We start from the raw sequence: 25,530 nt of genomic DNA, 5'->3' as shown, positions 1-25,530 counted from the left end.
TGTTCAGGGAGAGCCGGTCAGGCGGGGTTGGGCCGCAGCGGCCACTGGATGTGCTCCCGCACGTCGGTGAGGTTCATCGGCGCAGCCACGAAAAGATCGTCCAGCATATACTCGTCCACGGCCAGAATCCGGATGCGGTGCCCCGGAAGCTGCCCCTCGCCGTCGAGCGGTTCGGCGGAGACGCAGATGCCGGTTCCGGCATCGATGCGGATCCTGGTCCGGCCCGGGCCGCAGATCGGGGTGACCGGCTCCAGCGGCCGGTAGCCGGGGTTCGGGGAGACCACGGTTTCCAGCGCCGGACGGCCTTCGTACATCACTTCCTGAACGGGCTCCAGCACCTCGACGGCGTTGGCGTTGGGAAACTCCAGCGGCACCGGGGCATTGCCTGCCAGCTCCACCGGGTCCAGTGCGGCGGCGAAGCGGCCGTTTCCGAACGACGGTTCGCCGTACGCGGCCTCGGGGCGGCGCCGCACCAGCCCGCCGTCGTCGTAAACCGGGGTCACCAGGTGCGCGGGAAGGAGCCACGACTTCCGCTTGGCGCTGGTGTACAGGCCATCGCGGGAATCGTTGATGCCGGTGGTGCTGCTGAGCAGGGTGCCGTCGCCGGACTCGAGCCGGAGCGCGCCGGGACGGCGCAGCCAGGCACGGACCATGTCCCCGCCGGGAGTTTCGGTGTATTCGAAGCGCAGGGACTGCCACTTCCACGGGGACGAGCGGCAAAGGTTGCGAAAGGAGGCGGCCGACGTGGGCGTCGCACCGCCGCCGTGTTCCTGCCGGTGTTTGGCATCCCAGGTCCCCATATCCACAGTTTACGCGCGGCCCCCAGCGGCAGGCCGGGCAATCCAGTAGCATCCGAGTGTGATCCAACGACTGGGGGAACTGTGGGAAGCGGCACCGCCGGCGTTCTGGCTGCTGCTGGCCGCGTGCGCCTACTTCGCCGTGATCGCGGTGCGGCTCACGGTCATCGATGTCCGTCACCACCTCCTGCCGAACCGGATCATCTTCCCCTCCTACGGCGTGGCCGGGGTGCTGCTGCTGGGGGCCGTGCTCATTCTCGCCGTCGGGGATCCGTCGGGAGTGCCCGACGGCGCGGCCCGGCTTTTCGGCGTTCCTGCGCTGAGGATTGTGGCAGGGGGAGCGGTGCTGTGGCTCTTCTACTTCGTGCTGCGCCTCGTGTACCCGCCGGGCATGGGGTTCGGTGACGTGAAACTGGCCGGCGTCCTGGGTCTGTACCTGGGTTACCTCGGCTGGCCGCACGTTTTCGCGGGGACGTTCGCCGCGTTCCTGCTCGGCGGGATCTGGAGCATCGGCCTGCTGGCACTGCGGCGCGGGACGCTCAAGTCGGCCATTCCGTTCGGGCCGTTCATGCTGGCCGGTGCAGCCGCGGCGATGGTCCTCCTCCCCGCCTGAGTCCTGGCCACGCCCAGCGCGAACGTACACTTGAGGCCCCAACCCGCCGCGCGAACGTACACTTGAGGCCCCAACCCGCCGCGCGAACGGACAGTTGGGGCCCCAACCCGCCGCGCGAACGGACAGTTGGGGCCCCAACCCGCGCCAAGCGGCAGGTCAGCGGCGCTGGCCGGCCAGTTCGCCGTCGTCGTCTTTCACACCGTCAGCGTCAGGCATTGCCGGTTCGCGCTTTGCCGGCTCACGGACTGCAGCCTCGCGCAGGGCGGCTTCCAGAAGCTCGGCCTCCTCGCCGCCCACTGCCTCGCCGCGGGCCACCATCCCGGCGGTGTCCGAGAGCGGGATCTGCTTCAGGGTGACGGCCAGGACCAGTGCGACGGCGATGAACGGGACGAGGTACCAGAACACGGGCGCCAGCGAGTCCGCGTAGGCGTTGACGATCGCGTCCCGGAGCTGTTCAGGAAGCTGGCCGAGGGTCTGCGGATCCAGTGTCCTGGTGGACCGGGAAGCCTGGCTGGCCGATGCTCCGGCGCCGGTGAAGGCGTTCGTCAGGGACTCGGCCAACCGGTTGGTGAAGATGGAGCCGAACACCGCCACGCCCAGCGCGGCGCCCACCTCGCGGAAGTAGTTGTTGGTGCTGGTGGCCGTGCCGATCTGGTCCGCCGGCACGGAGTTCTGCACCACGAGGACGATGACCTGCATGATCAGGCCGAGGCCCGAGCCGAACAGGAACAGCTGGACGCAGATGACCCAGATGGGCGTCGAGGCCGACAGCGTGGTGAACCACAGCATGGCGGCGATGGTCAGGCTGGCGCCGAGGATGGGGAACATCTTGTACTTGCCGGTCTTGGAAATCCGGATGCCGGAGTAGATCGACGTTCCCATCAGGCCGGCCATCATCGGGAGCATCAGGAGCCCGGACTCGGCGGCGGACGTGCCCGAGGCCATCTGCAGGAACGTGGGCACGAAGGCGATGGCGGCGAACATGCCCAGGCCCAGGGTGAAGCCGATGGCCGTGGAGTTCACGAAGATACGGTTCCGGAACAGGCTCAGCGGAATGATGGGGTCTTCCGCGCGGCGCTCGACGGCCACGAAGGCCGCGGCTGCCAGGATCAGGCCGGCGCCGAAAGCCCAGGTGAGGGGCGAGTCCCAGCCCTCGTCCTTCTTGCCGCCAAAGTCCGTGAAGAAGATCAGGCAGGTGGTGGCGACGGAGAGGAACAGGACGCCCAGGATGTCGATCCGTTTTTCGGCCTTCTTGTTCGGCAGCGTCAGGGTGAACCAGGCGATGGTGAAGGCGGCGATGCCGATGGGGATGTTGATGTAGAAGGCCCATTCCCACGTGAGGTGGTCAACGAAGAAGCCGCCCAGCAGCGGCCCGGCCACGGCGGAGAGGCCGAAGATCGCGCCGAGGGGGCCCATGTACTTGCCGCGTTCCTTGGCGGGAACGATGTCCGCGATGATGGCCTGCGAGAGGATCATCAGGCCGCCGCCGCCCAGGCCCTGGACGGCGCGGAAGATCACGAAACCCCAGAAGTCCGTGGCGAAGGCGCAGCCCACCGAGGCAAGCGTGAAGAGCGCGATGGCCACGAGGAACAGGTTCCGGCGGCCCAGGATGTCGCCGAACTTGCCGTAGACCGGCATGACGATGGTGGTGGCGAGCAGGTAGGCGGTGGTGATCCAGGCCTGGTGCTCGACGCCGCCGAGCTTGCCGACGATGGTGGGCATGGCCGTGGAGACGATGGTCTGGTCTAGGCTGGAGAGCAGCATGCCGGCGATCAGCGCGGAGAAGATGATCCAGATGCGTTTCTGGGTCAGCAGCAGCGGTCCGGCTGCGGCTTTGGAACTGACGGCGGTGCTCACGGCTGTCCTTCTGCGGAGGGGGCTTCGGTGTGGGATGTCTCGGAGGCGGGGCGGGAATAGGGCTGGGAGAGCAGGAGCCTGGCGGCTTCGAAGTTTTCGAGCATCAGGTCGCGGTACGTGCGGGTGTTGCCTTCGGAGAAGTAGGCGAGGCTGGTGTGCCGGGCGATGTTGCCCATGACCACCACGGCCATCCGCACCACGGGGTGGTCGGCCGGAACGCCTTCCCGTTTGGCGAGGAGCTGGGCGAAGTGGGCTTCCCGCTCCTCCGTGGCGCCGATGATCTTGAGCATCAGCTGGGGTTCCTTCTTGATAACCCCGATCAGCTGGCGGGTTTCCTCCTCGGAGCTGCTCATCCTCTCGGACATGCTGAGCGAGAGCTGGAGGAGGTCCTGGAGCAGGGTGGCCGAGATCTGCCCCTGTGGGGAACCCTGTCCGCCGCGGAGGAATTCGTCGAAAACGTCCTCGGGCAGTTCGTCGTCCACGTGGCCCAGGATGGCATCTTCCTTGGTGGGGAAGTAGTTGAAGAACGTCCGCCGGGAGATGCCCGCCTGCTCGCAGACGTCCTCCACGGTGTAGCCGCTCAGGCCGCGCTCGGAGGTCAGGGAACGCGCGACGGCGGTAATCGCCGCCCGCGTCGCGGCCCGTTTGCGCTCGCGCAGCCCGCCGACAATAATTGCACTCTCATCCACAAAGTAAAGTTTTGCACTAAAGGCCGAGTAGTGCAACTTTAAGGAATGGCCGGCAGGTGGGCGGGGAGGGGAAGGGAGAAGTTAAACGCGAACGACGGCGGCCGCCCGCCTTCGCAACAGAAGGTGGGCGGCCGCCGTCGTACTTTTGAAAGCGGTGGAGACCTAGGCCTTGTGGGCCGGAGCTGTCATGGTGGTGACGTCCAGTGCCTTGTCCAGGTCGGCCTCGGAAACCTTGCCGTCGCCGTCGCCGACGAAGCCGAGTTTCACTGTGGCCTGGCGGACGGTGAGGCCCTCGGCAACAGCCGTCTTGGCGATCTTGGCGGCGTTTTCGTAGCCGATGAACTTGTTCAGCGGGGTAACGATGGACGGCGAAGCCTCGGCGAGGAAGCGGGCGCGCTCGACGTTGGCGGTGATGCCGTCGATCATCTTGTCGGCCATGACCCGGCTGGTGTTGGCCAGCAGGCGGACGGACTCGAGCAGGTTGGCGGCCATGACCGGGATGCCGACGTTCAGTTCGAAGGCGCCGTTGGTGCCGGACCAGGCGATCGCGGTGTCGTTGCCGATGACCTGGGCGCAGACCATGATGGACGCTTCGCAGATGACGGGGTTGACCTTGCCCGGCATGATGGAGGAGCCCGGCTGCAGGTCCGGAATGGCGATTTCGCCGAGGCCGGTGTTGGGGCCGGAGCCCATCCAGCGCAGGTCATTGTTGATCTTCATGAAGGAGATTGCGATGTTGCGCAGCTGGCTGGACGCTTCGATGAGGCCGTCGCGGTTTGCCTGGGCCTCGAAGTGGTCGCGGGCCTCGGTCAGCGGCAGGCCGGTGTCCGTGGCGAGCAGTTCGATGACGCGCTCCGGGAAGCCGGCCGGGGTGTTGATGCCGGTGCCCACGGCGGTGCCGCCGAGGGGAACTTCGGCAACGCGGGGGAGCGCGGCATTGATGCGCTCGATGCCGTAGCGCACCTGCGCAGCGTAGCCGCCGAATTCCTGGCCCAGGGTGACCGGGGTGGCGTCCATGAGGTGCGTGCGGCCGGACTTGACGACGTCCTTGAACTCAACGGCCTTGCGCTCCAGCGATTCGGCGAGGTAGCCGAGGGCCGGGATGAGGTCGTTGATCAGGGCCGAAGTGGCTGCCACGTGGACGGACGTCGGGAACACGTCGTTGGAGGACTGCGAGGCGTTGACGTGGTCGTTGGGGTGGACCACCTTGTCGCTGCCGGCAGCCTTGAGGGCGCGCGACGCCAGTTCGGCGAGGACCTCGTTGGTGTTCATGTTCGAGGACGTGCCCGAACCGGTCTGGAAGACGTCGATGGGGAAGTCGCCGTCGTACTTGCCCGTAGCCACCTCGTCGGCAGCGTCCGCGATCGCCTTGGCCAGCTCGCCGTCGAGCACACCCAGTTCAGCGTTGGCCTGGGCAGCGGCCTTCTTGACCCGGGCCAGCGCCTCAATGTGCGCACGTTCCAGGGTTTTTCCGGAGATCGGGAAGTTCTCGACTGCACGCTGCGTCTGTGCGCGGTACAGGGCGTTCACGGGGACGCGGACTTCGCCCATCGTGTCATGTTCAATGCGGAACTCTTCAGTGGAAGTCATGGGGCTAGCTTAGGACGCCCGGGCGCCGCATCGAAAACCGTGAACGGCTTGCTACAGGCGGCACGCCCGGGCGCTTTCGGACTTCTTTCAGAGGTCGCCGATTCCGGAAACAAGCTCCGCGTGGCCTTCGGCGAGGCTGTAGGAGAGGCCGACGACCGCTGCGCGGCCGGACTCGATTGCGTCCGAAATCACACGCGAGCTGTCCACAAGGCGCTGGGAGGTCTGCTTGACGTGCTCCACCACCATGTCGTTGACCTCCGTCTGCTCGTTCCGCAGGGAGGTGAGGACCGACGGCGTGATGCGCTCCACGAGGTCCCGGATGAAGCCGGCCGGCATCTGGCCGGTCTCAACGGCGGACTTCGTGGCCGTGACCGCGCCGCAGCTGTCGTGGCCGAGCACCACGATCAGCGGCACGCCGAGCACGCCGATGCTGTACTCGAGTGAGCCGAGGACGGCGTCGTCGATGACCTGGCCGGCGGTCCGGACGACGAAAACGTCACCGAGTCCGACGTCGAAAATGATTTCAGCGGCGAGCCGCGAGTCCGAGCAGCCGAAGATCACCGCGAAAGGGTGCTGGTTCTCCACGAGCGAGGACCGCCGCGAGGCATCCTGGTTCGGGTGCGAGGATTCACCGGTTACGAAGCGTTCGTTGCCTTCGCGCAGACGGCGCCAGGCCAGGGCAGGAGTCAGGTATGTCGTCACGGCCCCACCTTACGGTGTGGGGCCCGCCGAGGGGGAAACAATGACAGTAGGGTTACTTTCCAGGGATTTGACGACGGCGGCCGCCAGGACCGCGAACTCCTCCAGGTTGGCGTCTCCCGCCAGGACCACGGTGCTGCCGCGGTAGGCGAGGACCATGCTCTTCTCGCCCTTGCCGGTGTCATGGAGTTCCCAGTCCTTGCCGCCGGCGTTGCGCGTGCCGGTGACGGGGGCGTTCTTGGTCTGCTGCAGGAGCCAAGTGGGGTTGGCCTTGCTGGTCTGCGTCAGGCCGATGAATTTTTCCTTCGGGGTTACGTACCCCACCTCCCAGGCCGCGACGCCGGTGCCGGTCGCGGCCGTCCAGCGGGCGTAGTTCGGGTGGAATGTGTCTCCCGGCGCGGGGGCCACCGGTGTGAATCCGGCCACACCCGAGGCGTTCCTGGCGACGGCGCTGACGTCGATGTTGGGGCGGAAGCCATCCGACTTCGGGGAGGGGTTCATCAGGACGATCGGCAGGAACGCAGCGACGCTCACCAGCAGGGCAATGATCATTCCGATCACCGAGGCATTGGCCCGTTTCGCGGCGGCCGCGGGGATTACGGGCTTAACGGGCTGGCCTTCTGTTGCCGGGGAGGGGGCGGACGCCTGGAGGCGGCTCGAGGGGGCGGACTGGTCCTGCGTATCACTCACCCTTCTATAGTCGCGCATGCGGGGTCCGAACTCACATTCGAAGCAGGCAGCGGTGATGCCGTGCGTCCGTTACAAGGCCGGGTCATGCACCGCCCGCGGCCCTGCGCTGACGACTATGATCAGTTACAGAGGAATCACCGCGATGGTCGACTCAGGCCCCGCGGGTTCAATGATCGCCACTCGAAGAAGAGGTTCACGTGTCATCAGCGTCCATCACCCAGAAGTACTCAACGCTTTCCCCGTCGCTCGCCGTCGGAACCGACGAGCCGGACCGCAACCTCGCCCTTGAACTTGTCCGCGTCACCGAAGCCGCGGCAATCGCCGGCGGCCACTGGGTGGGCTTCGGCGACAAGAACAAAGCGGACGGCGCCGCCGTCGACGCGATGCGGTCCTTCCTTCACACCGTCCACTTCAACGGCGTCGTGGTCATCGGTGAAGGCGAGAAGGACGAAGCCCCGATGCTGTTCAACGGCGAACAGGTTGGTGACGGCACAGGCCCCGAGTGCGACGTCGCCGTCGACCCCATCGACGGAACCCGCCTGACCGCCCTGGGCATCAACAACGCCCTGGCCGTCCTGGCCGTCGCCGAGCGTGGCTCCATGTTCGACCCCTCCGCCGTGTTCTACATGGAGAAGCTGGTCACCGGCCCTGAAGCCGCCGACATGGTTGACCTGCGACTGCCGGTCAAGCAGAACCTGCACCTGATCGCCAAGGCCAAGGGCGTCAAGGTCAACCAGCTCAACGTCATGATCCTGGACCGTGACCGCCACCGCCCCCTGGTCGAGGAGATCCGCGAAGCCGGCGCGCGCACCAAGTTCATCATGGACGGCGACGTCGCAGGCGCCATCGCTGCTGCCCGCTCCGGTACCGGCGTGGACGCACTGATGGGCATCGGCGGCACGCCGGAAGGCATCGTTGCCGCCTGCGCCATCAAGTCCCTCGGCGGCGTGATCCAAGGCCGGCTGTGGCCGACCAGCGACGACGAGAAGCAGAAGGCGATCGACGCCGGCCACGACCTTGAGCGGGTCCTGTCCACCAACGACCTCGTCACCAGCGACAACTGCTACTTCGCCGCCACCGGCATCACGGACGGTGATCTCCTCCGTGGCGTCCGCTACAACAAGGAGAAGGTCCTGACGCAGTCGATCGTCATGCGCTCCAAGTCCGGCACCATCCGCTTCGTGGACGGCGAGCACCAGGCCAGCAAGTGGGAAGGCTACGCCCGCAAGAGCTAGCCCCTCGCGGCTCCGGCCTTCCCCGCGCCCGCCTGGCGCGAACGTACAGTTGTGGCCCCGAATCCCACCGGATTCGGGGCCACAACTGTACGCTCGTGCATTTCTTCAACAGGGGAGTCCTAGGCTCCCGATGCCTGGCGCCGGAGCTGCCCCTGTAATGTTGCCCGGACCTTCTCGAGAACGAACGGTTTGTCGCCGTCGAGGTCGTCCTTGAATAGTCTGAGCTCCGTCCACCCCAGTCGTTCCGTGATTTCCTTGCGCCTCTTGTCGCGAGCTGCCTGAACGGGATCCGAATGGTGCCCGCCGTCGTATTGCAGTGCGAGGCGGTGTTCCGGATAGGCGGCGTCCGGCCATACCGCCGGTTGCCCCCAGCTGTTGCGGATGACATGGTTCAGAACCGGTTCGCCGAGTTTTGTGCGGGCAAGAGCCAGACGCATCTTGGTCTCCTGGGGCGAGTCGGCCCCGGACGCGGATCTCGGGGAGTGCCAGTCGTGCCGTCTTGATTCCCCGCATGCCCGGGTGTGAAGCCACCATTCGGCGCAGGTCCTCGATTGCTGCCAGTGGAGCCCGCGGCAGCGGGAATTCGGGTCCGTGTGCAGCCACCACGGAATCACCCGCGGCTATCAGTTCGTTGACGGTGAGCAGGCCTGCGAGATCCAGCCACGTCCTTGCGGGTGAGGTGACCCTGACGCCGTCGTGAATCACCACCTCGCCGGGCTTGAATGTCAGGCGGTGCCCAACGACGTTCCGGCGGCGGGGTTTACTGCAGCCTCTCTCGCGCGTGACATGGATACGCCAGTCTTCCTGCATCCAGCCGGGAATTTCGAGATCCCAGATGCGGGCCCCGGAGTGGTGGGTGAGGGTAGACGCGTCGTCCAATGCGGTATAGGCGCGCAGGTTGGCGCCAGTGGTGGCATCTGCGCCGAGTGGGACGCGGATCCCGCGCGAGGGTATGGCCAGGTCCGGCTGCCGCTGGCGCTTCCGGGACACACCGCATGAGGCAGCGTCGGAGGAAGTGAAGGATCCCGCAGCCAGGTCCTGGGGCAGTGGTGTGAGACACATGCTCCAGTTTGCACCGGGGAAAGGGCCGTATGGAGGTTATCCACAGGCGCAAATCCCGAAGCTAGCGCGAACGTACACTTGGGGCCCCAAAACCGCAGGTATTTGGGGCCCCAAGTGTACGTTCGCGCTCAGGGGAGGGGGCTCAAGTGTACGTTCGCGCTCAGGAGGCGGAGCGCTTGAGGAGGGACTTGATGCCGTCGCGGAGTTTGCGGGCCAGCTGGTAGGCCGCGTAGCGGGGGCGGTTGACGGGCAGGTCCCAGGTTCCGGGGTACGCGATTTGACGCCCCCCGAAGGACTTCTTGAACGCGGTAAACCCTGCCCACTTGTGGTCGGGCTGGTCGGCCGGGGCCACACCCCACAGGTCCACGTGCTTCAGGCCCTTCTCCTGGGCGTCGGCCATGAGCGTCACCAGGAGGGGAATGCCCGCGCTGAGCTTGCGGTGGGTGTCATCCATGGCCGCGTGGGCGTAGGTCCGGGTGTCCGCGGAATCATAGGCCAGCGCTGCCGCCACCGGGCCGCCGTGGAGGTCGGCGATGAACAGCGTGGCAGCGCCCGCGGGCATGAGGGACTGGGCCACCTGCGTCAGGTACTCGTCACTCTGGGGTTTGAAGCCGTTCCGCCGCGCCGTCATGTGGAGGAAGTTCAGGAGCACCCGGATGTCCTCGGGATCATGTGTGGCGCGGAACGTGACGCCCTTCTTATGGATGTTCCGGTACAGGTTGCGGTTGGCCGGCTTCATCTCCGCCAGGACTTCCTTGAAATCCCGGTCCAGGTCCACGATCCAGCTGAGCTCGGGCTGCTGGTTCACCGGCGCGGGCTGCAGGCCACGGCTCCGCAGCGTCCCGGGAGCACTCTCAGGATCGAGGCCCACCGGCTCGATCCGGACAAACACGGCGCCGCAGGACTTGGCCAGCCCGCGGAGAGCGGCCAAGGCGGCGTCGAACGCCTCAATCGAGCCGGCCACCGGACCATAGGGCGCATACAGGACCTTGCCCGCAGGGTTCTTCTCCTCGATGGCCAGGAAACTCCAGCCGGGACCGGACTGCCGATGCACGTGGCGTCCCAGCGACTTCTGGAAATCCTCCCAGGCCTTCGTGTGCAGGAAATATTCCACAGCCGGTCAGGCCTTTGTTGAGGTGGTCACGGCAAAGGCCACGGCGTCCTCCGTGGCCCCGGACACGGGATGGACGTTGACGGGGGCTTCGGCTGCCGGCAGGAAAGCACTTGCGCCGTGGCCCAGCTGAAGGTCGCCCTTCGGCGAGTCAAGGATCACGGAACCGGCAACGACAATCACCACCGCGGCGCCCGACTGCGCCAGCGGCACCGGCTCACCGTCGGGCTGCAGTTCGATCCGCTGGAGCTGGAACTCGCGGAAGGGCGGGAAGTACAGTTCCTGGCCGAGTTCTGAGGTCTCCGGCCGGAGCATGGGCAGGCCCACCGATTCGAAGACGATGGTGTTCAGCAGCTCTGGAATGTCGATGAACTTGGGTGTCAGTCCGCCGCGGAGCACGTTGTCCGAGGACGCCATCACCTCGACGCCCAGTCCGTGCAGGTAGGCGTGGACTTTTCCTGCCGGAAGGTACACGGCGTCGCCGGGCTGCAGGGACAGCCGGTTGAGCAGCAGGGAGATCAGCACGCCGGGATCGCCCGGGTATTCGCCGTTGAGGCTCAGTACGGTGGACAGTTCCAGCTGGTAGGGAGCCATGGGCGCGCCGGAAGCCAGCACGTCGACCACCCGGGACGTGGCTTCGCTGACTGCCTCGCCGCCGGCGATCAGCCGTTCGAACGCAGACCTCAGCGCCTTCTCCTCCTCGGGCTGCGAAAGGTCGTCGATGACGTCCTTCAGAACCCGAGGGACGCCGTTCCCGGGAAGCTCCAGGCAACCCGCCAGGTGGAGGAAGATGTCGCGGGACTTCTCCGGTGCACGGAATCCGCACAGCGACTCGAACGGGGTCAGCGCGAAAATCATTTCCGGCTTGTGGTTGTCGTCGTGGTAATTCCGGTTCGCCGCGTCCGCCGGAATGCCGGCGCCGTTCTCGCGGGCATAGCCGGCCCTGGCCTGCTCAAGGCTCGGGTGTACCTGCAGCGACAGCGGCTTCGCAGCGGCCAGGATTTTAGCCAGGAACGGCAGCCGGGGGCCGAACTCGGCCACCGAATCCGCGCCCAGGAAATGTTCCGGGTCCTCACCGATCAGTGCGTCCAGCGGCGCTTTTGTGCCGTCCGGCCGGATGGCCACCGACGGCGAGTCAGGGTGCGCGCCGATCCACAGCTCGGCCTCCGGGCCGCCGGACTCCGGCCGGCCGAGCAGGCCGGCGATCGCCGTCGTCGATCCCCACGCATACCGCCGCAGGACGTTTTCTATCTGGTACACGGCTCGTGTCCCCCTCGTTTGGTGTAAATGCTCAAAGCGGTGCGCACTGGCCGTTGGTGGCCACCAGGTCGCGGATGGCCTGTTCGTTGCCCTCGCGCTTGAACTGGTTCAGCATCGCTTCAGTGATCGGTTCCCCCTCAGGGGTGGTGGTCACCGGGGTGAAGTCCGACGACGACGACGGTGCCGGTGAGGGCGTGGTGGCCGGAACTCCCGCCAGGGGGCCAGCGGCACCTGCGGCGGAGAGTCCGCTGCCGGGAACGGATCGCGGCTGCAGCAGAGCGTCCTCCGGTACGGCGGCTGGTGCGGCGGCCGGCGATCCGGAACTGGCGGATGCGAGCAGCTTCTTGACCCGGTCATGGATCTGATCGAAGTCGGGCACGGTGGAGAAGGACGCCGCGAAGTCCGGGGGTCCGATGGTGAGGCGCTTGACGTCCTGGCCCTTGGCCTTCATGGCGAGGTCCACGAAGCTGCCCAGCTGGCTGGAGGAGACGTTGGACTCCACCACCTTGGTGCCGGCGTTGGCGATGTCCTCGAACTTCGCCAGCAGGGTTGCCGGGTCAAGCTGTTTCAGCATGGCCTGCTGGACGCACTGCTGCCGCTGGATCCGGGCGTAGTCGTCCACGAACTCCCGGGACCGGCCGTACCAGAGGGCGTGGTAGCCGTCCAGCTTCTGCTCGCCGGCCGGAATCCAGCCCAGGGGCATGCCGTGGATGCCGTTGGCCTCGTCAACCATGTCGCCGCTGATGGGAACCCAGCCGCCGGCCTTGATCCGGATGCCGCCCATCGCGTCAATCAGCTTCGCAAAGCCGTCCATGTCCACCAGCACATACGCCTGCACTGTGATGCCAAGCGTGCCCGAAACAGCCTCCAACGTGGCCTGTGCTCCGGGATCGGCGACCCCGGGGTAAAGGTCCTTGTGCTCGTTGGTGACCTCGGTGTTGATGGCGTTGATGAGGCATTCGTCGCCGCAGTTGTAGCCGTCCGGATAGATCTTCCGCATCGGCGAACCCTCGCTGAACCGGGCGTTCTGCAGGTTGCGGGGCACCGAGATGATGGCGGTCTGGCCGGACTTGGCGTCAACGCTGAGCACGGACAGGCTGTCCGGCCGCCGGCCGGTGCGGTCGGCACCGGCGTCCCCGCCCATCATGAGGAAGTTGTAGCGGCCGTCCACAGGGTCAATGGCCGGGCCGTTGGCGTTGAAGATGCTGCCGATGGCATTGCGGCTGACGTTGAGCAGGTACGCGGCGTAGCCCAGCGATCCGCTGCTCACCACCATGGCGAGGACAAGGGCGACGACGACGGCGGGCCGCATCCTGGTGGGCAGCAGCACCGGCCGGATTAGCCGCAGCGTGTTGACGAACAGCACCAGCCAGCCCACCGCCAGCGCGGCAAGGACCAGGACGATGAGCAGCGAGGCGGCCGGATTGGTGATGATGTTGATCAGCAAGGGCCGGTTGGTGAACAGCAGTACCAGGGCCAGGGCCGCGAGCAGCCAGGCGCTGAGGGTAACGCGCAGGGCGATCCGGCCGAGCTTGCGGTCCCCTGCCACGATCTGGGCGCTTCCGGGCACCAGCAGCGTGAGCAGAATGAGCAGGAACGCGCGCTTGGTCCGGACAGGTTCAGCTGCGCTCGACGGGTTGCGGACGGGATCCGTCAGGGGGCCCATGGACGGCAGTTCGGTGTTGGACATGGCAGATCCCTATCGGCTGCTCCGGAGAGCCACGTTTGAGTCGGAGAAGACCTCGTTGACTTTCTGGCGGAGGCTCGCGCCCTTCCGGCTGGCCACGTCGTTGAGTTCCTGGGCGAAATCCAGGAGCTCGGTGCGGAGACGGTCGGCGAGCTCATCGGTTCCGGAAGCCAGGATGCGGACGGCGAGCAGGCCTGCGTTCCGGGCCCCGGCGATGGAGACAGTGGCCACCGGAACCCCGGCGGGCATCTGCACGATGGAGAGCAGGGAATCCATGCCGTCCAGGGTCTTGAGCGGAACCGGCACGCCGATCACGGGCAGGGGAGTGACTGACGCCAGCATGCCCGGAAGGTGTGCGGCACCGCCGGCGCCGGCAATGATCACGCGGAGGCCGCGCTCGTGCGCCGTCTGTCCGTAGCGGATCATCTCGGTGGGCATGCGGTGGGCGGAGACAACATCCGCTTCGAACGGAATGCCGAACTCGGCAAGGGCATCAGCCGCCGCCTCCATGACGGGCCAGTCCGAATCCGAGCCCATGACGAGGCCTACGAGGGGGGAGGGGGCGCCGCTTCCCGGGGCTGCTGCGGATTCGGGGCTCATGGGGTCTCCTCGGTGGTGCCTGTTGCCGCGGCCGGCAGCCGGCCGTCGCGGATGATGTTTGCCACGGTGGTGGCGCGCTGGCGGAGCGAGTCGACGTCCCCAGCGGACGCGCCCACCAGGTTGACGTGGCCGATTTTCCGGCCGGGCCGCACAGACTTGCCGTAGCAGTGGACCTTGGCGGCCGGTTCTGCCGCCAGTGCTGCCGGGAAGGCGGAGAAGAGGTCCTGGTTGTCGCCGCCCAGGAAGTTCTTCATCACGGCCACCTGGCCCAGCACGTCCGTGGCACCCAGCGGCAGGTTCAGGACCGCCCGCAGGTGCTGTTCGAACTGGCTGGTGACGGAGCCGTCCTGCGTCCAGTGTCCCGTGTTGTGGGGCCGCATCGCCAATTCGTTGATCAGGAAGCCGGCGCCGGAGCCGGGCGTCTCGAACATTTCCACGGCCATGACGCCGGTGACGCCGAGCTCGTTCGCGATCCGGAGGGCAGCCTCCTCGGCGGCCGCAGCCACCTCAAGGGAGATGTTCTGTGCCGGCGCGATGACTTCGTCACAGACGCCGTCCACCTGGATGGTGTGGACCACCGGCCAGGCCCGGGACGCCCCGTCGGGGGTGCGGGCAACGAGTGCCGAGAGTTCGCGGCTGAAGTCCACCTTGGCCTCGGCGAGGAGCGGGCTCATGGCCTCGAACCAGTCGGCGGTGTCTGCGGCTTCCTCGGGCGAGCCGACGATGCGCACACCCTTTCCGTCGTAGCCGCCGCGCGGGGTCTTGAGTACCACGGGCCAGCCGATCCGGTCCCCGAAGCTGACCAGGCCGGCGACGTCGTCCACTGCTGCCCACTCGGGGTTGGGCAGTTCGAGCCGGTCAATGGCGGCGCGCATGACCAGCTTGTCCTGGGCGTTGACCAGTGCTTCCGGGCCGGGCTGGACGTTGACCCCGGCTTCGATCAGGGCATAGAGGTGGTCGCCGGGGACGTGCTCGTGGTCAAAGGTCATCACGTCCAGGCCCTTGGAGAACTCCAACAGGGCATCGAGGTCCTTGTAGTCGCCCACGGGGGCGTTGGGGACAGCGGAGACCGCGGATACGTCTTCGCCTTCGGCCAAAACACGGAGTTCAAAGCCCAGGGCGGTGGCGGCAGGGGCCATCATGCGCGCAAGCTGGCCGCCGCCAACCACGCCGATTACTGGAAAAGTCACATCTTCCAGCCTACAGAAAAGGAGCGCGGTTGCCGTCTTTCATGGCTGTGAAGCTCCCCAAGTCGCTCGAATTTGGCCGCGGGACTGCCGATGGGGCGGTCCGGCGAAGGGTCCTCCGAGGATACTCCCGGGAAACGGCGCTAAAATGGGAGCTTGGCCCAACGGCCCCCAGTATTCAGACGGCCACGGAGGGTCATGATTAACACACTTGCAGAGCGCATCCGGGGACTCGCCTCGCTTTTCTGGCGCGAAGTGGCGAAATTCGGTGCCGTGGGCGGTGTGGCGTTTGTCATCGACAACGGGCTGACTTACTACCTGATGCACGGACCCATGACGGACAGCGAGGCCAAGGCCCGGTTTGTGGGCGCCACAGTCGCCACCATCTTCTCCTGGATCGCCAACCGGCTCTGGACGTTCCGGCACCGCCGCCAGGCCAACGTGGTCCGTGAGTTCCTGATGTTCATCCTCATCAACGGCATCGGCATCGGCATCTCCACCGGGTTTACGGCCCTGGCGAAGTATTCGCTGGGCGTCACGGACAAGAACCTGCTTTTCTCCGCCGGCGTCGTGGGCATTCTTGTCGCGACGGTGGTCCGCTTCTTTGCCTACCGGTTCCTCGTCTTCAACCAGGAACTGGACCAGGAGCCGGAGTTCTCACACGACCACGAGATCCTCGAGGTCCACCACCATTCCGTCCAGCCGGCGCAGCGCGTCATGGAGCCGGACGTGGAGGACCCCGAGCGGCCCGTCAGGCCGAGCTAGCGGTTCATTCGCCGTGGATGCGCTCCGCGGCGAGAAGCTTCTCCGTCAGCTCCACGTCGCCGTGGACCAGGACCACAGAACCGTCGCTCTTCCACGCGCCCAGCGCGTTGGCCAGCGCCGATTCAAGGCCGTCGGCCGCGCGCACCAGGAGCCGCGCATTCGGTTCGTGTCCGGCAGCGAACTCCGCCATGAGGGCCTCGTGGCGGACGGCTGCGCCCTCTGGGCTGCGGACCGCGGGAGCTCCCGGATCGGGGTCGTTATGGGCCATGAACACGTCGCCGTGTGAGCGGACCTCCGCGGCGTAGTCCAGAACCCCGGCGGGCAGGTCGCCGGGCCACCGCATCGCCAGCGCCGGCAGCGGAACCGCAACGACGGCGTCGAACCCGTCCTCTGCGGCGTCCGGTTCGGACGTGGCCAGCAGGTCCGCGTCGCCCGGGCCGAGCACCACCTCCATTCCCAGTTGCCAGGCGGCAAGGGCCCAGATGATGGATTTCCAGTGCGCGGGAAGGTCCAGCCGCAGCCGCATTCCGGGTTCGGCGTCGAGTTCGTCCTGCAGCAGGTTGCTGGTCTTGGCGACCCAGTTGTCCAGCACACGCCCGGAGAGCTCCACCCGCTCCGCGTCGGGGCCGTACCAGGTCAGGCGCGGCGAGGTGGAGTGGCCCGAGCGCAGGGCCGTCATGAGGTCAGTGGCCGGGATGTTCATGGCTTCATCTTGCCACGCCTGGGAGAGTGATCTCCGGCACACCAGTTTGTAACGTCGTTTGCCTTAAGCGCGCCGCGCGCGGAAGAATTGCCGGAATTGCGCCCGTGCCGGGCGGGATACTAAGCTTACTGTCCAATCCCGGGCGGCGCCGCGCGGCGCTGAAAAATAATTCCCGGGCGTGGCGCGCCCGCTGATCAGGCCGGGCATTGATTATTATTCCGTCCCGGCTTGACTCCCCTTACTTACACGCGTGTAATTAGATATCGAAAAGCCGCGGCGAACTCTCAGGAACTCCACGTAGTGTCCTGAACGTCGGGCCGGGGGCCGCACTACTCAGGAGGGGACGCCATGGGGCAAGCGGAGCGCATGCATGATGATGCTGTTATGGCCGGCCAGGCCACAGCAAAGTACAGGTCTCGGGGGGTACCCAGCGACTGGTACGTAGATCCGGCTGATCCGGATGCCGCAGAGCGGTACAACCAGGACGCGTCTGCCTCGTTGCAGGACCAGGCCACGGCCTTCCTGGCGGAGCACGACGCCCTCCAGAATGAATCCCTGCTGGGCGGTCAGCCGGAGCAGGACGAGGACGATCTCGATCCCCCCATGGAGATCCTGAACCCCGCAGTCTCCACCCTGGCCCAGCCGGTGTGGATCGGGTTGCCGCTGGGGCAGGATTTCGACGACGAAGGCGAGCTTGGGTGGCAGACCGATGCCCTGTGCGCGCAGACAGATCCGGAGGCCTTCTTCCCGGAAAAGGGTGGTTCCACGAGGGACGCCAAGAAAGTCTGCGGAGCGTGCAGCGTGCGGTCGCAGTGCCTGGAATACGCACTGGCGAATGACGAACGGTTCGGCATTTGGGGTGGCCTCTCCGAGCGTGAGCGCCGACGGCTGAGGAAGCGAGCGGTCTAATTCTTCAGGAAGTACACGTCACTGCCGTTGTGGTAGCCCACAACGGCAGTGACTATTTGCCCAGGACACTTTCAGCGCTGGCCGGACAGACCCGGCCGGCGGACACGGTGATCGGGGTGGATACCGGTTCACAGGACACTTCGGCTGCCCTTCTGCAGCGCGCCCTTGGCGACGCCAATGTCATCACCGTCAACGGGGCCAGGGCGGCCAGGACGGGGATGGGCGCCGCGGTGGGCGCCGGCCTGGCCGCCCTGGCCCCGTGGAAGCCCTCGGGAACCCATGACCGGTCCGAATGGATCTGGCTGCTGCACGACGATGCGGCACCCGCCCCCGAAGCGCTGGCCGAACTGCTGCACGCCGTCGAGCGTGCCCCCTCGGTCACGGTCGCGGGCTGCAAGCAGCTGGACTGGAACGCAGGACGCCGCCTGATCGACGTCGGGCTTTCCACCAGCCGCTGGGCCGAGCGGCTCACGCTGATCGAGGCGGACGAGCTCGACCAGGGGCAGTACGACGGACGTTCCGACACCTTCGCCGTCAACTCCGCCGGCATGCTGGTCCGCCGGGACATCTGGGAACACCTCAAAGGCTTTGACCCGGCCCTTCCCGGCACGGGCGACGACGTCGACTTCTGCTGGCGGAACCGGCTGGCCGGACACCGCGTGGTGGTGGTCCCCAGCGCGAGGATGTTCCACGTCTCCCACCGGCCGCACGCCCTCGGCACTGCCTCGGCCGCACGCCGGGCACAGGTGCACCTGCGGCTTAAGCACGCCCCCCTGTGGGCGCTGCCGCTGCACGCTGTCGGCGCCCTCCTGGGAAGCCTGCTGCGCCTGGTCTTCAGCATCGCCGTGAAGGATCCGGGCTACGGCTTTTCGCAGCTTCTGGGCACCGCCGCAGCCCTTGCCAGGCCGGCCGCCCTCGCGCGGGGACGGCGCAACGCCGCCCGCACCCGCCGGGTCCGCCGTTCCGTGGTGAAATCCCTGCAGACCGACCGGCGCGAAGTGTGGGGCCACCGCCGCTCCCTGATGGAAGCCTTGGGCGCCGACGACGCGCAGGCCTCCGAGGACAGCAATGATCCGCTGGAGGAACAGCCCAGCGGCGACGCGACCGATGACTTCGCGGCCCTGTCCACGAACGAGCGGGGTTGGGTGGGCAACGGTGCCGTTGCCGCCGTGAGCCTTGCCACCGCGGCGTCCTTCGCGGGCCTTGCAGCGCTTTTCCAAGCCGACGCCGCCGCCGGCGGGGCGCTCCTGCCGGTCTCCGCCCGGCTGGAGGACATCTGGCACCACGCCTCCAGCTGGTGGATCGGACTGGGCGCCGGACTGCCGGGGCACGGCGACCCCTTCGGCTACGTCCTCTGGATCCTCGGGCTGCTGGGCGGAGGCAACGCCAACGGCGCCGTCATCTGGCTGCTCCTGCTGGCTATGCCGCTTTCCGGCCTGACTGCCTGGTTCGCTTCCGGTGCCCTGACCTCCTACCGCCGCTTCCGGTTGGCAGCTGCCCTGGTCTGGGCCGCGGCGCCCGCCCTGCAGGTGGCCGTCAACCAGGGGCGCATCGGCGCCCTGCTGGCGCACCTTCTGATGCCGCTGCTGGTCCTGGCGCTGCTCCGGGCCACCGGCTCCGCCCTCGGCCGGGGCCGCTTCGCACCCGTTCCGGCCGGCGGCGCCGCGGACCAGCCGCCGGCCAAGCCCGGAGTTAACGGCACGCCGTCATGGACGGCAGCCGCAGCTGCCGGGCTGGCGCTGGGGGCCATCACCGCCGCGGCCCCGTCGCTCCTGCTGCCGGCCGCCGTCGTGATTATTCTCCTGAGCCTGCTGCTGGGGAAGCGCGGACGCACGCTCTGGTGGGCACTGCTGCCGAGCGCTGCGCTGTTTGTGCCGTTTGGGCTGTCCACCCTCGACCGGCCCAGGGCACTGCTGGCCGACCCCGGCCTGCCGCTTCCCTTCAACGGTGCTCCGGTGTGGCAGCAGATCCTGGGCCAGCCGCTCAGTTTCGACCCCGCCGGCGGTCTCGCCGGGCTGACGCTCTTTGCCGGCGGCTCCGTTCCCTGGGCGCTGCTGCTGGCCGTCCTGGTAGGTGCTCCGTTGCTGGCGTTGGCCGTTGCCGCACTCTTTGTTCCGCTCCGTGTCCACGCGGACCGCCGCGGCCGCATCGCCAGGGCCCTCTGGGTGGCGGCCCTGGCGGTCCTGGCCGGCGGGTGGCTGGCGGCGCACGCGGCCACCGGCGTCGGCACCCAATCACTCGTGGTGCCGTTCACCGGTCCGGCCGTTTCCGCTGCCGTGTTCGCGCTGCTTGGCGCGGCCATCATCGGCGGTGATGGCCTTCTGACGGTCGCCGGTGCCGGACCGGACGGCGTGACCCGAGGCGGGGGAGTGCGCCCCAAGGTCCTGCCACGCAGCACTGTGGCGCGCGTTGCCGCGGCGCTGGCGCTGGTGCTCCTGCTCGCCGGACCGCTGGCCGGACTGGCGGCCTGGACGGTGCAGAATGTGGTGCAGCCTGCCGATGCCCCGGTGCACGCCGACACGGCGGACCTCGGGACGCCCCGTCTCGTGGGTCCCACCGATCCGCGAATGCTGCCCGCCACCGCCGTGGACCGCGGCGAGGGGCCGGAGCAGACCCGGACGCTGCTGATCAGCACCGGGGAAGACGGAACGTACAGCGCCACGCTGATGCGCGGCGGCGGCACCACGCTGGACAGCCTCTCCACCATCGCGGCCGCCCGGAACATCCTGGGCAACCCCGGGCAGGAATCGGTCCGCGAGGACGATGAGGTCACCGCAGCGCTGCGCACCAGCGTGGCCACACTCGTGGCTGCGCGCGGCGTTGACCCGCGGCCAGAACTGGAGCGCCTCGGCGTCGGGTTCGTCGTCCTGCGCGCCGCGGACACGGCAGCCCAGCTGACCGCCAGCCGGATGGACGCGGTTCCCGGGCTGACCGCCGTCGGGCCCACCGACTCGGGCTGGCTCTGGCGTGTGTCGCCCCTGAATGACGCCGTCCTGCAGCCCGCCGACGTCGCCCACCGGGTGCGCATCGTGGACAGCAAGGGCGCCACGATCGGGCTGGTTCCCTCGGACCTTGGCGGCGCACAGGCCTCGGTGCCCAAGGGGCCCGAGGGCCGGTTGCTGGTGCTCGCCGAGCGGGCAGATCCCGGCTGGACCGCTTGGCTCGACGGCCGCAAACTGACCTCCACCACCTCCGGCTGGTCCCAGGCCTTCACGCTGCCACCGCAGGCAGGCCAGGTGACAGTCCGGTATGAAAGCCCCTGGGCCATCTGGTCCGGGATCCTGCAGGCCGCCGTCATTGGCCTGACCATCCTGCTGGCGCTGCCGATGCCGGCGCGGCGCCCCAACACCGGCCTGTCCAGGGACGAAGGCTCCCTGCGTAAGGAATACCAGAATGCATGAGGAAGTGAACGACGGCGGGACTCCCGCTAAGCGGGGCAGCGCACGGGTCGCCCGGGCTGGCACCGCTTCGGCGTCCAGGTCAGGAAACACGTCCGGTGGCGCCACCCGTATCGCCGGCCGCCGCGGGATCGTGGCCGGGGTGCTCTCCGGCGTGGTCATCCTCGCCGCCGGCGGCGGCGTTGTGGCGGCAACCACCCTGGCGCCCCAGCCGTCGGCGGCCAGGCCCCTCGACGCGGCGGCAGCGGCTGTGCCGGCCGGAAGCGTCCAGGACGTCTGCCCTGCTCCGGCGCGGCTCCTCGAAGGAACGCCGGTAGGAACCGACCCGCAGTTCAGTCCCGAGTCCGCCACGGCGAAGAGCTCCGTGTCCGCGGCGGTGGTCAGCCCGGCGGGCGGCAGCCTTCCCGGCAGTGCTCTCTCCGCGCTGAAGGGATCCGAGCTGCAGCGGATAGCCAAGGCGCCTGCCTCGGCGACGGCTCCGGCAGGCTCCTCCGGGGTGCTGGCCGGGGTGGTAGAAGGGCAGGCCGTGGACAATGTCAGCGTGCTGTCCGCCGACGCCCTTGCCAACCGGCAGCCTGCCGCCGCGGCCGTCATGGCCTACACGGCGACCGACGGGGACCTGCAGGGATCGGCGGCAGCCGCCTGCCAGACACCCTCGAACGACCTCTGGCTTGCCGGCGCCAACACCGCGGTGGGCCGCAGCAGCGTCATCCACCTCACCAACGCCTCCACCACCCCCGCAACGGTGAACCTTGAGCTTTATGGAAAGGCCGGCCAGATCAAGGCCTCGGGCAGCCGCGGCCTGCTGGTGGCCCCGAAATCGACGCGCTCCATCGTCCTGGCCGGTCTCGCTCCCGGTGAAGAACGGCTGAGCGTCCACGTCCGGAGCTCCGGCGGGCCTGTCAGCGCCTTCATCCAGCAGAGCGTGCTCCGCGGGCTGACCTCCGGCGGCGTGGATTTCATCGCGCCCGGAATATCTGCCGCGCCGTCCCAGGTGATGACGGGGATCGACATCCAGGACGCCGGGGACGTGAAGTCACTCACCGGCGAATCCGGTTTTGACGACGCCGGCCCGTCGCTGCAGATCACCGTTCCCGGCCCGTCGGACGCCGTGGTGGAGGTGAAGCTGTTTGGCCGCGCCGGGCAGCAGGCCCTTCCCGGAGGAGGCGTTGTGACCGCGAAGGCCGGCGCCGTCACCGAGGTGCCCCTGGCCGGCGTGCCCGCCGGCAAGTACACCGTTTCCGTTACGTCGGACGTCAGCATCGTGGCAGCGGCCCGGGTGAGCCGGGGCCTGAAGGCCAGCCAGAGCCTGGACTTCTCATGGTCGCCGGCCAGTGCCCAGCTGGGCAGCCAGCACGTCGTCCCGCTTCCCCAAGGCGGGGAGCGGCAGTTGGTCTTCGGCGCCTTGGATGACAGGGCCACCATTTCCTACACCCCGATTACGGCCGACGGGAAGCTCCGCGCGGCTGCGACCGCAGACATCGCCGCCGGCACCACCACGACCCTCAGGGCAGCCGACGAGATCGGGAACTCGGCCGTCGTCGGCTATCTCGTGTCCGCCTCCGGCGGAGCCGCGTACGGCGCTGTGCTGCTGGAACGGGACGGCCGGAACGATGTGTCCACCGTGGCCATTGCCCCGGGCGCGGAGGGACAGGAAAAAGTACCGGTGACGCTGGGCTACTAGGCGCCGGTGTGCGGCGGCCGAAGATCTCCGGCACGATGGCGCCGGCGGTGAAAATCCTGCTCAGTAGCGCCGGCGGTACACCGGGTCCAGGGTTTCCGGGGCCACGCCCAGCATCTCGGCGGTGTGCTCCACCACAACGTCGTGCACCAGGTCCTGGAGTTCCTCCTTGACGGGGCAGGCCTGTTCAACCACGCGGCGGTACAGCGTGATGATGGGGCCCTCGTCCTCGGTCGCAGGGGTGTAGCAGCCCAGGGGAGCCGGCGAACCCTCGGCCAGCAACTGTTCCAGATTCGGCGGGATCTCATCCACGGCGAACCGGACGCCGTCGAGCGGCTTGCCCCAGATGTCGTGGAGCCGCTGGGCGGAGTCCATGACGAGTTCATCAAACCGGTCCGAGCGGCTCCGGTAGCCGGGGAGCGTGGGCAGCAGCAGTTCGCCCCGGAGGCCGCGGCCGTGCCGATTGCGCCGGCGCTGTGTGAAGCTCCGGCCAACGGGGGTCCCGGCAGCGTCCCGGGGGGTTTCCGGGTCAGCCAACCGGACCGTGAAACCCGAAGCATGGTGCGATGACTGCATATACAGACTTTAGACCCGACGAATGATTTGCGCGACATAACCGGACCGGAGCGCGGCTGCCGTGGCGCGGGCCGTTCGTCAATGTCGGGAAAACTGCCGGAGGCGGAGTATTCTGTGTTTTCGTGGGTGCAATACGTCAGTGTTCCAGGTCAGCCTGCCGCCAGTCTGCGGTGGCAACTTTGACGTACGTTTACGCGGACTCCACCGCCGTCCTCGGCCCGCTGGCAACCTACGCGGAGCCGCACTGCTACGACCTCTGTGAGCAGCACGCCGGTTCGCTGACCGTCCCGCGCGGCTGGGAAGTGCTCCGTCTGGCCATGCCCTCGCAGCCCCCCCAGCCCGGTCCCGACGACCTTCTCGCCCTGGCCGACGCCGTCCGAGAGGCTGCATCCCGCCCGGCGGCCCCGGCCGCGGGCCAGCGCGCCGCCCACTCGGCGCTGGAAGCTCCCGCCGCCACCGAAGGCACCCGCCGCGGCCACCTGCGCATCCTGCGCGAACCGTCCTGACGCCGGCGCGAACCGTCCCGGCGCCGAACTGGCGGTAGGCTGGAAGCTGAAATCCGTCAGCCACAGCGCTTGTGCCCAGCAGGGAGCCTCCACCATGCCAAAGATCAGTCCTGAACTGCTGTCCGTTCTGCGGTGCCCGGTCACCGGATCGGCTCTGACCCAGGAGGGCGAGGAACTCGTCTCCACGTCGGCGGCGGAGGGCGGGGAACGGGTGCGCTACGCGATCGAAGACGGCATTCCGCTGCTGCTTCCCCCGGAACTGCGTGCCGCAGCCACGGCCGCCCGGTCGGACCAGCACGACGCCGGCCCGGCAGCGGCCGCCCCCACCGCCTAACACCCAGCCAGCACCACAGAAGGCTAGACGCCGGATACAGCAAAGGATTCCCATGACGTTCGATTACAAGGTTGCCGACATTTCCCTGGCCGAGGCCGGGCGCCACCAGATCCGCCTCGCCGAGCACGAGATGCCGGGACTCATGTCGCTGCGCCAGGAATTCGGCGCCAGCCAGCCCCTCAAGGGTGCCCGAATCGCCGGGTCGCTGCACATGACCGTGCAGACCGCAGTGCTCATCGAGACCCTCACGGCCCTCGGCGCCGAGGTCCGCTGGGCCTCCTGCAACATCTTCTCCACCCAGGATGAGGCCGCCGCCGCCGTCGTCGTCGGTACCGGCACCGTGGAGAACCCGCAGGGCGTTCCCGTGTTCGCCTGGAAGGGCGAAACGCTGGAGGAATACTGGTGGACCGCCGAGCAGATCCTCACCTGGCCCGGTGCTGACGCGAACCCTGAGCTGGGCCCGAACATGATTCTCGACGACGGCGGCGACGCCACGCTGCTGCTGCACCGCGGCGTGGAGTTTGAGGCGGCCGGCGCCGTTCCTGCCGCCGCGGCCAACGACCCCGAGGAATACGGGATCGTGCTGGACGTCCTGCGCCGGACGCTGGCCGAGGACCCGAAGAAGTGGACCCGGCTCGCCGCCGGCATCCACGGCGTCAGCGAGGAAACCACCACGGGCGTGCACCGCCTGTACCAGCTTGCCGAACAGGGCAAGCTGCTGTTCCCGGCCATCAACGTCAACGACTCCGTGACGAAGAGCAAGTTCGACAACAAGTACGGCATCCGGCACTCCCTGCCGGACGGCCTCAACCGGGCCACCGACGTCCTCATCGGCGGCAAGGTCGCCGTCGTCTGCGGTTACGGCGACGTCGGCAAGGGAGCCGCCGAGGCGCTCCGCGGCCAGGGTGCCCGCGTGATCGTCACGGAAATCGATCCCATCTGCGCACTGCAGGCCGCCATGGACGGCTACCAGGTGGCCAAGCTTGAGAGCGTGCTGGACCAGGGCGACATCTTCATCACCACCACGGGCAACAAGGACGTCATCATGGCCGAGCACATGGCCGGCATGAAGAACAAGGCCATCGTGGGCAACATCGGGCATTTCGACAACGAGATCGACATGGCCGGCCTCGCCCGGATCCCCGGCATCCGGAAGGTCGAGATCAAGCCCCAGGTGCACGAATGGGTCTTCGGCGGCGACTCCGCGGACAGCACCCGGTCCATCATCGTCCTGTCCGAAGGGCGCCTGCTGAACCTGGGCAACGCCACCGGCCACCCGTCGTTCGTCATGAGCAACTCCTTCGCCAACCAGACCATCGCCCAGATCGAGCTGTTCACCAAGAAGGACCAGCCCGAAGGCGAGCGGGAATACGAAAACCAGGTCTACGTGCTGCCCAAGATCCTGGACGAGAAGGTGGCGCGCCTGCACCTCGATGCCCTGGGTGTGGAGCTGACCGAACTCTCCAAGGACCAGGCCGATTACCTGGACGTGGACGTGGCCGGCCCGTTCAAGCCGGAGCACTACCGCTACTAACAGCGGCGTCTTACGCATCACCCCGGCGCGCCGTGGCAATCCACGGC

At 67.8% G+C, this 25,530-nt stretch carries 23 protein-coding genes; 9 read left to right on the top strand and 14 right to left on the bottom strand.

The window, feature by feature from the left end; translation table 11 throughout:
• Nucleotides 1-17: 17 nt before the first annotated feature.
• Nucleotides 18-800 carry a hypothetical protein gene (locus ABIE00_RS17365; protein WP_354261956.1) on the bottom strand — a complete coding sequence of 261 codons (783 nt, stop codon included), beginning with the start codon at nucleotides 798-800 and terminating at the stop codon, nucleotides 18-20.
• Between the two features lie 58 nt (nucleotides 801-858).
• Between ABIE00_RS17365 and ABIE00_RS17360 the strand changes: the two genes are divergently transcribed.
• Nucleotides 859-1,410 carry a prepilin peptidase gene (locus ABIE00_RS17360; protein ID WP_354261955.1) on the top strand — a complete coding sequence of 184 codons (552 nt, stop codon included), beginning with the start codon at nucleotides 859-861 and terminating at the stop codon, nucleotides 1,408-1,410.
• Between the two features lie 156 nt (nucleotides 1,411-1,566).
• Here the strand turns inward: ABIE00_RS17360 and ABIE00_RS17355 are convergent, their stop codons facing one another.
• From ABIE00_RS17355 to ABIE00_RS17335, 5 genes are all read right to left on the bottom strand, one after another.
• Nucleotides 1,567-3,267, bottom strand: a complete 1,701-nt coding sequence (locus ABIE00_RS17355) for an MDR family MFS transporter (RefSeq protein ID WP_354261954.1) — start codon at nucleotides 3,265-3,267, stop codon at nucleotides 1,567-1,569.
• The gene (locus ABIE00_RS17350) at nucleotides 3,264-3,956 is read right to left on the bottom strand and encodes a TetR/AcrR family transcriptional regulator (RefSeq protein ID WP_354261953.1); all 693 of its coding nucleotides are present in this window, start codon (nucleotides 3,954-3,956) and stop codon (nucleotides 3,264-3,266) included. The genes ABIE00_RS17355 and ABIE00_RS17350 overlap by 4 nt, the downstream gene beginning before the upstream one ends.
• 162 nt (nucleotides 3,957-4,118) lie before the next feature.
• Entirely contained in the window at nucleotides 4,119-5,546 is a 1,428-nt protein-coding gene (locus ABIE00_RS17345) for a class II fumarate hydratase (RefSeq protein ID WP_354261952.1), read from the bottom strand.
• A gap of 87 nt (nucleotides 5,547-5,633) precedes the next feature.
• Nucleotides 5,634-6,248, bottom strand: a complete 615-nt coding sequence (locus tag ABIE00_RS17340) for a carbonic anhydrase (RefSeq protein ID WP_354261951.1) — start codon at nucleotides 6,246-6,248, stop codon at nucleotides 5,634-5,636.
• Between the two features lie 9 nt (nucleotides 6,249-6,257).
• Nucleotides 6,258-6,953 (bottom strand): DUF4245 domain-containing protein, encoded by a 696-nt coding sequence (locus ABIE00_RS17335; RefSeq protein WP_354261950.1) that lies wholly within the window; start codon nucleotides 6,951-6,953, stop codon nucleotides 6,258-6,260.
• 179 nt (nucleotides 6,954-7,132) lie between these two features.
• On the opposite strand from ABIE00_RS17335, the gene glpX reads away from it, so the two are divergent.
• On the top strand, nucleotides 7,133-8,170 hold the full coding sequence (gene glpX, locus ABIE00_RS17330; protein ID WP_354261948.1) for a class II fructose-bisphosphatase: 1,038 nt from the start codon (nucleotides 7,133-7,135) through the stop codon (nucleotides 8,168-8,170).
• Nucleotides 8,171-8,289: 119 nt separating this feature from the next.
• Here glpX and ABIE00_RS17325 read toward each other — a convergent pair whose 3' ends face one another.
• The 6 genes from ABIE00_RS17325 to ABIE00_RS17300 form a co-directional block, all read right to left on the bottom strand.
• Nucleotides 8,290-8,607: an endonuclease domain-containing protein gene (locus tag ABIE00_RS17325; protein ID WP_354261947.1), complete on the bottom strand. Its 318-nt coding sequence runs from the start codon at nucleotides 8,605-8,607 to the stop codon at nucleotides 8,290-8,292.
• 785 nt (nucleotides 8,608-9,392) lie between these two features.
• Entirely contained in the window at nucleotides 9,393-10,346 is a 954-nt protein-coding gene (locus ABIE00_RS17320; RefSeq protein ID WP_354261946.1) for a lipid II:glycine glycyltransferase FemX, read from the bottom strand.
• 6 nt (nucleotides 10,347-10,352) lie between these two features.
• Entirely contained in the window at nucleotides 10,353-11,603 is a 1,251-nt protein-coding gene (gene manA, locus ABIE00_RS17315; protein WP_354261945.1) for a mannose-6-phosphate isomerase, class I, read from the bottom strand.
• Nucleotides 11,604-11,634: 31 nt separating this feature from the next.
• Entirely contained in the window at nucleotides 11,635-13,293 is a 1,659-nt protein-coding gene (locus tag ABIE00_RS17310; protein ID WP_354261944.1) for an LCP family protein, read from the bottom strand.
• A gap of 9 nt (nucleotides 13,294-13,302) precedes the next feature.
• The gene (purE, locus tag ABIE00_RS17305) at nucleotides 13,303-13,890 is read right to left on the bottom strand and encodes a 5-(carboxyamino)imidazole ribonucleotide mutase (protein WP_354261943.1); all 588 of its coding nucleotides are present in this window, start codon (nucleotides 13,888-13,890) and stop codon (nucleotides 13,303-13,305) included.
• Complete coding sequence (locus ABIE00_RS17300) at nucleotides 13,887-15,032, bottom strand: 5-(carboxyamino)imidazole ribonucleotide synthase (RefSeq protein WP_354263406.1); 1,146 nt, start codon at nucleotides 15,030-15,032, stop codon at nucleotides 13,887-13,889. The genes purE and ABIE00_RS17300 overlap by 4 nt, the downstream gene beginning before the upstream one ends.
• Before the next feature lie 243 nt (nucleotides 15,033-15,275).
• Between ABIE00_RS17300 and ABIE00_RS17295 the strand changes: the two genes are divergently transcribed.
• Complete coding sequence (locus tag ABIE00_RS17295; RefSeq protein WP_331574099.1) at nucleotides 15,276-15,842, top strand: GtrA family protein; 567 nt, start codon at nucleotides 15,276-15,278, stop codon at nucleotides 15,840-15,842.
• Nucleotides 15,843-15,846: 4 nt separating this feature from the next.
• Here ABIE00_RS17295 and ABIE00_RS17290 read toward each other — a convergent pair whose 3' ends face one another.
• The gene (locus ABIE00_RS17290) at nucleotides 15,847-16,545 is read right to left on the bottom strand and encodes a TIGR03089 family protein (RefSeq protein ID WP_354261942.1); all 699 of its coding nucleotides are present in this window, start codon (nucleotides 16,543-16,545) and stop codon (nucleotides 15,847-15,849) included.
• A 348-nt stretch (nucleotides 16,546-16,893) separates the two neighbouring features.
• Between ABIE00_RS17290 and ABIE00_RS17285 the strand changes: the two genes are divergently transcribed.
• From ABIE00_RS17285 to ABIE00_RS17275, 3 genes are read left to right on the top strand one after another with little or no spacing between them, the layout of a single operon-like run.
• On the top strand, nucleotides 16,894-17,454 hold the full coding sequence (locus ABIE00_RS17285) for a WhiB family transcriptional regulator (RefSeq protein WP_354261941.1): 561 nt from the start codon (nucleotides 16,894-16,896) through the stop codon (nucleotides 17,452-17,454).
• Nucleotides 17,455-17,483: 29 nt separating this feature from the next.
• The gene (locus ABIE00_RS17280; protein WP_502914228.1) at nucleotides 17,484-20,855 is read left to right on the top strand and encodes a glycosyltransferase family 2 protein; all 3,372 of its coding nucleotides are present in this window, start codon (nucleotides 17,484-17,486) and stop codon (nucleotides 20,853-20,855) included.
• On the top strand, nucleotides 20,848-22,536 hold the full coding sequence (locus ABIE00_RS17275) for a DUF5719 family protein (RefSeq protein ID WP_354261940.1): 1,689 nt from the start codon (nucleotides 20,848-20,850) through the stop codon (nucleotides 22,534-22,536). The genes ABIE00_RS17280 and ABIE00_RS17275 overlap by 8 nt, the downstream gene beginning before the upstream one ends.
• Nucleotides 22,537-22,596: 60 nt before the next feature.
• Here the strand turns inward: ABIE00_RS17275 and ABIE00_RS17270 are convergent, their stop codons facing one another.
• Nucleotides 22,597-23,109, bottom strand: coding sequence for a metallopeptidase family protein (locus ABIE00_RS17270; RefSeq protein ID WP_354261939.1), 513 nt, complete (start codon nucleotides 23,107-23,109; stop codon nucleotides 22,597-22,599).
• A 122-nt stretch (nucleotides 23,110-23,231) separates the two neighbouring features.
• Between ABIE00_RS17270 and ABIE00_RS17265 the strand changes: the two genes are divergently transcribed.
• From ABIE00_RS17265 to ahcY, 3 genes are all read left to right on the top strand, one after another.
• Nucleotides 23,232-23,615, top strand: coding sequence for a DUF3499 domain-containing protein (locus ABIE00_RS17265; RefSeq protein ID WP_354261938.1), 384 nt, complete (start codon nucleotides 23,232-23,234; stop codon nucleotides 23,613-23,615).
• Nucleotides 23,616-23,709: 94 nt separating this feature from the next.
• The gene (locus ABIE00_RS17260) at nucleotides 23,710-23,949 is read left to right on the top strand and encodes a Trm112 family protein (RefSeq protein WP_331574087.1); all 240 of its coding nucleotides are present in this window, start codon (nucleotides 23,710-23,712) and stop codon (nucleotides 23,947-23,949) included.
• A gap of 52 nt (nucleotides 23,950-24,001) precedes the next feature.
• Complete coding sequence (gene ahcY, locus ABIE00_RS17255) at nucleotides 24,002-25,483, top strand: adenosylhomocysteinase (RefSeq protein WP_354261937.1); 1,482 nt, start codon at nucleotides 24,002-24,004, stop codon at nucleotides 25,481-25,483.
• Nucleotides 25,484-25,530: the final 47 nt, after the last annotated feature.

It is taken from the genome of Arthrobacter sp. OAP107 (genome assembly GCF_040546765.1).
Taxonomy (GTDB): Bacteria; Actinomycetota; Actinomycetes; order Actinomycetales; family Micrococcaceae; genus Arthrobacter.
The sequence above is the reverse complement of the archived record's forward strand: the minus strand, read 5'-3'. Positions and strand labels throughout refer to the sequence as shown.

Coding starts and splice junctions, on each gene's coding strand:
- ABIE00_RS17365 (WP_354261956.1), bottom strand. CDS start 800: ATGGGGACCTGGGATGCCAAACACCGGCAGGAACACGGCGGCGGTGCG.
- ABIE00_RS17345 (WP_354261952.1), bottom strand. CDS start 5,546: ATGACTTCCACTGAAGAGTTCCGCATTGAACATGACACGATGGGCGAA.
- ABIE00_RS17335 (WP_354261950.1), bottom strand. CDS start 6,953: ATGCGCGACTATAGAAGGGTGAGTGATACGCAGGACCAGTCCGCCCCC.
- ABIE00_RS17325 (WP_354261947.1), bottom strand. CDS start 8,607: ATGCGTCTGGCTCTTGCCCGCACAAAACTCGGCGAACCGGTTCTGAAC.
- ABIE00_RS17310 (WP_354261944.1), bottom strand. CDS start 13,293: ATGTCCAACACCGAACTGCCGTCCATGGGCCCCCTGACGGATCCCGTC.
- purE (WP_354261943.1), bottom strand. CDS start 13,890: ATGAGCCCCGAATCCGCAGCAGCCCCGGGAAGCGGCGCCCCCTCCCCC.
- ABIE00_RS17300 (WP_354263406.1), bottom strand. CDS start 15,032: ATGATGGCCCCTGCCGCCACCGCCCTGGGCTTTGAACTCCGTGTTTTG.
- ABIE00_RS17295 (WP_331574099.1), top strand. CDS start 15,276: ATGATTAACACACTTGCAGAGCGCATCCGGGGACTCGCCTCGCTTTTC.
- ABIE00_RS17290 (WP_354261942.1), bottom strand. CDS start 16,545: ATGAACATCCCGGCCACTGACCTCATGACGGCCCTGCGCTCGGGCCAC.
- ABIE00_RS17285 (WP_354261941.1), top strand. CDS start 16,894: ATGGGGCAAGCGGAGCGCATGCATGATGATGCTGTTATGGCCGGCCAG.
- ABIE00_RS17275 (WP_354261940.1), top strand. CDS start 20,848: ATGCATGAGGAAGTGAACGACGGCGGGACTCCCGCTAAGCGGGGCAGC.
- ABIE00_RS17270 (WP_354261939.1), bottom strand. CDS start 23,109: ATGCAGTCATCGCACCATGCTTCGGGTTTCACGGTCCGGTTGGCTGAC.
- ABIE00_RS17260 (WP_331574087.1), top strand. CDS start 23,710: ATGCCAAAGATCAGTCCTGAACTGCTGTCCGTTCTGCGGTGCCCGGTC.
- ahcY (WP_354261937.1), top strand. CDS start 24,002: ATGACGTTCGATTACAAGGTTGCCGACATTTCCCTGGCCGAGGCCGGG.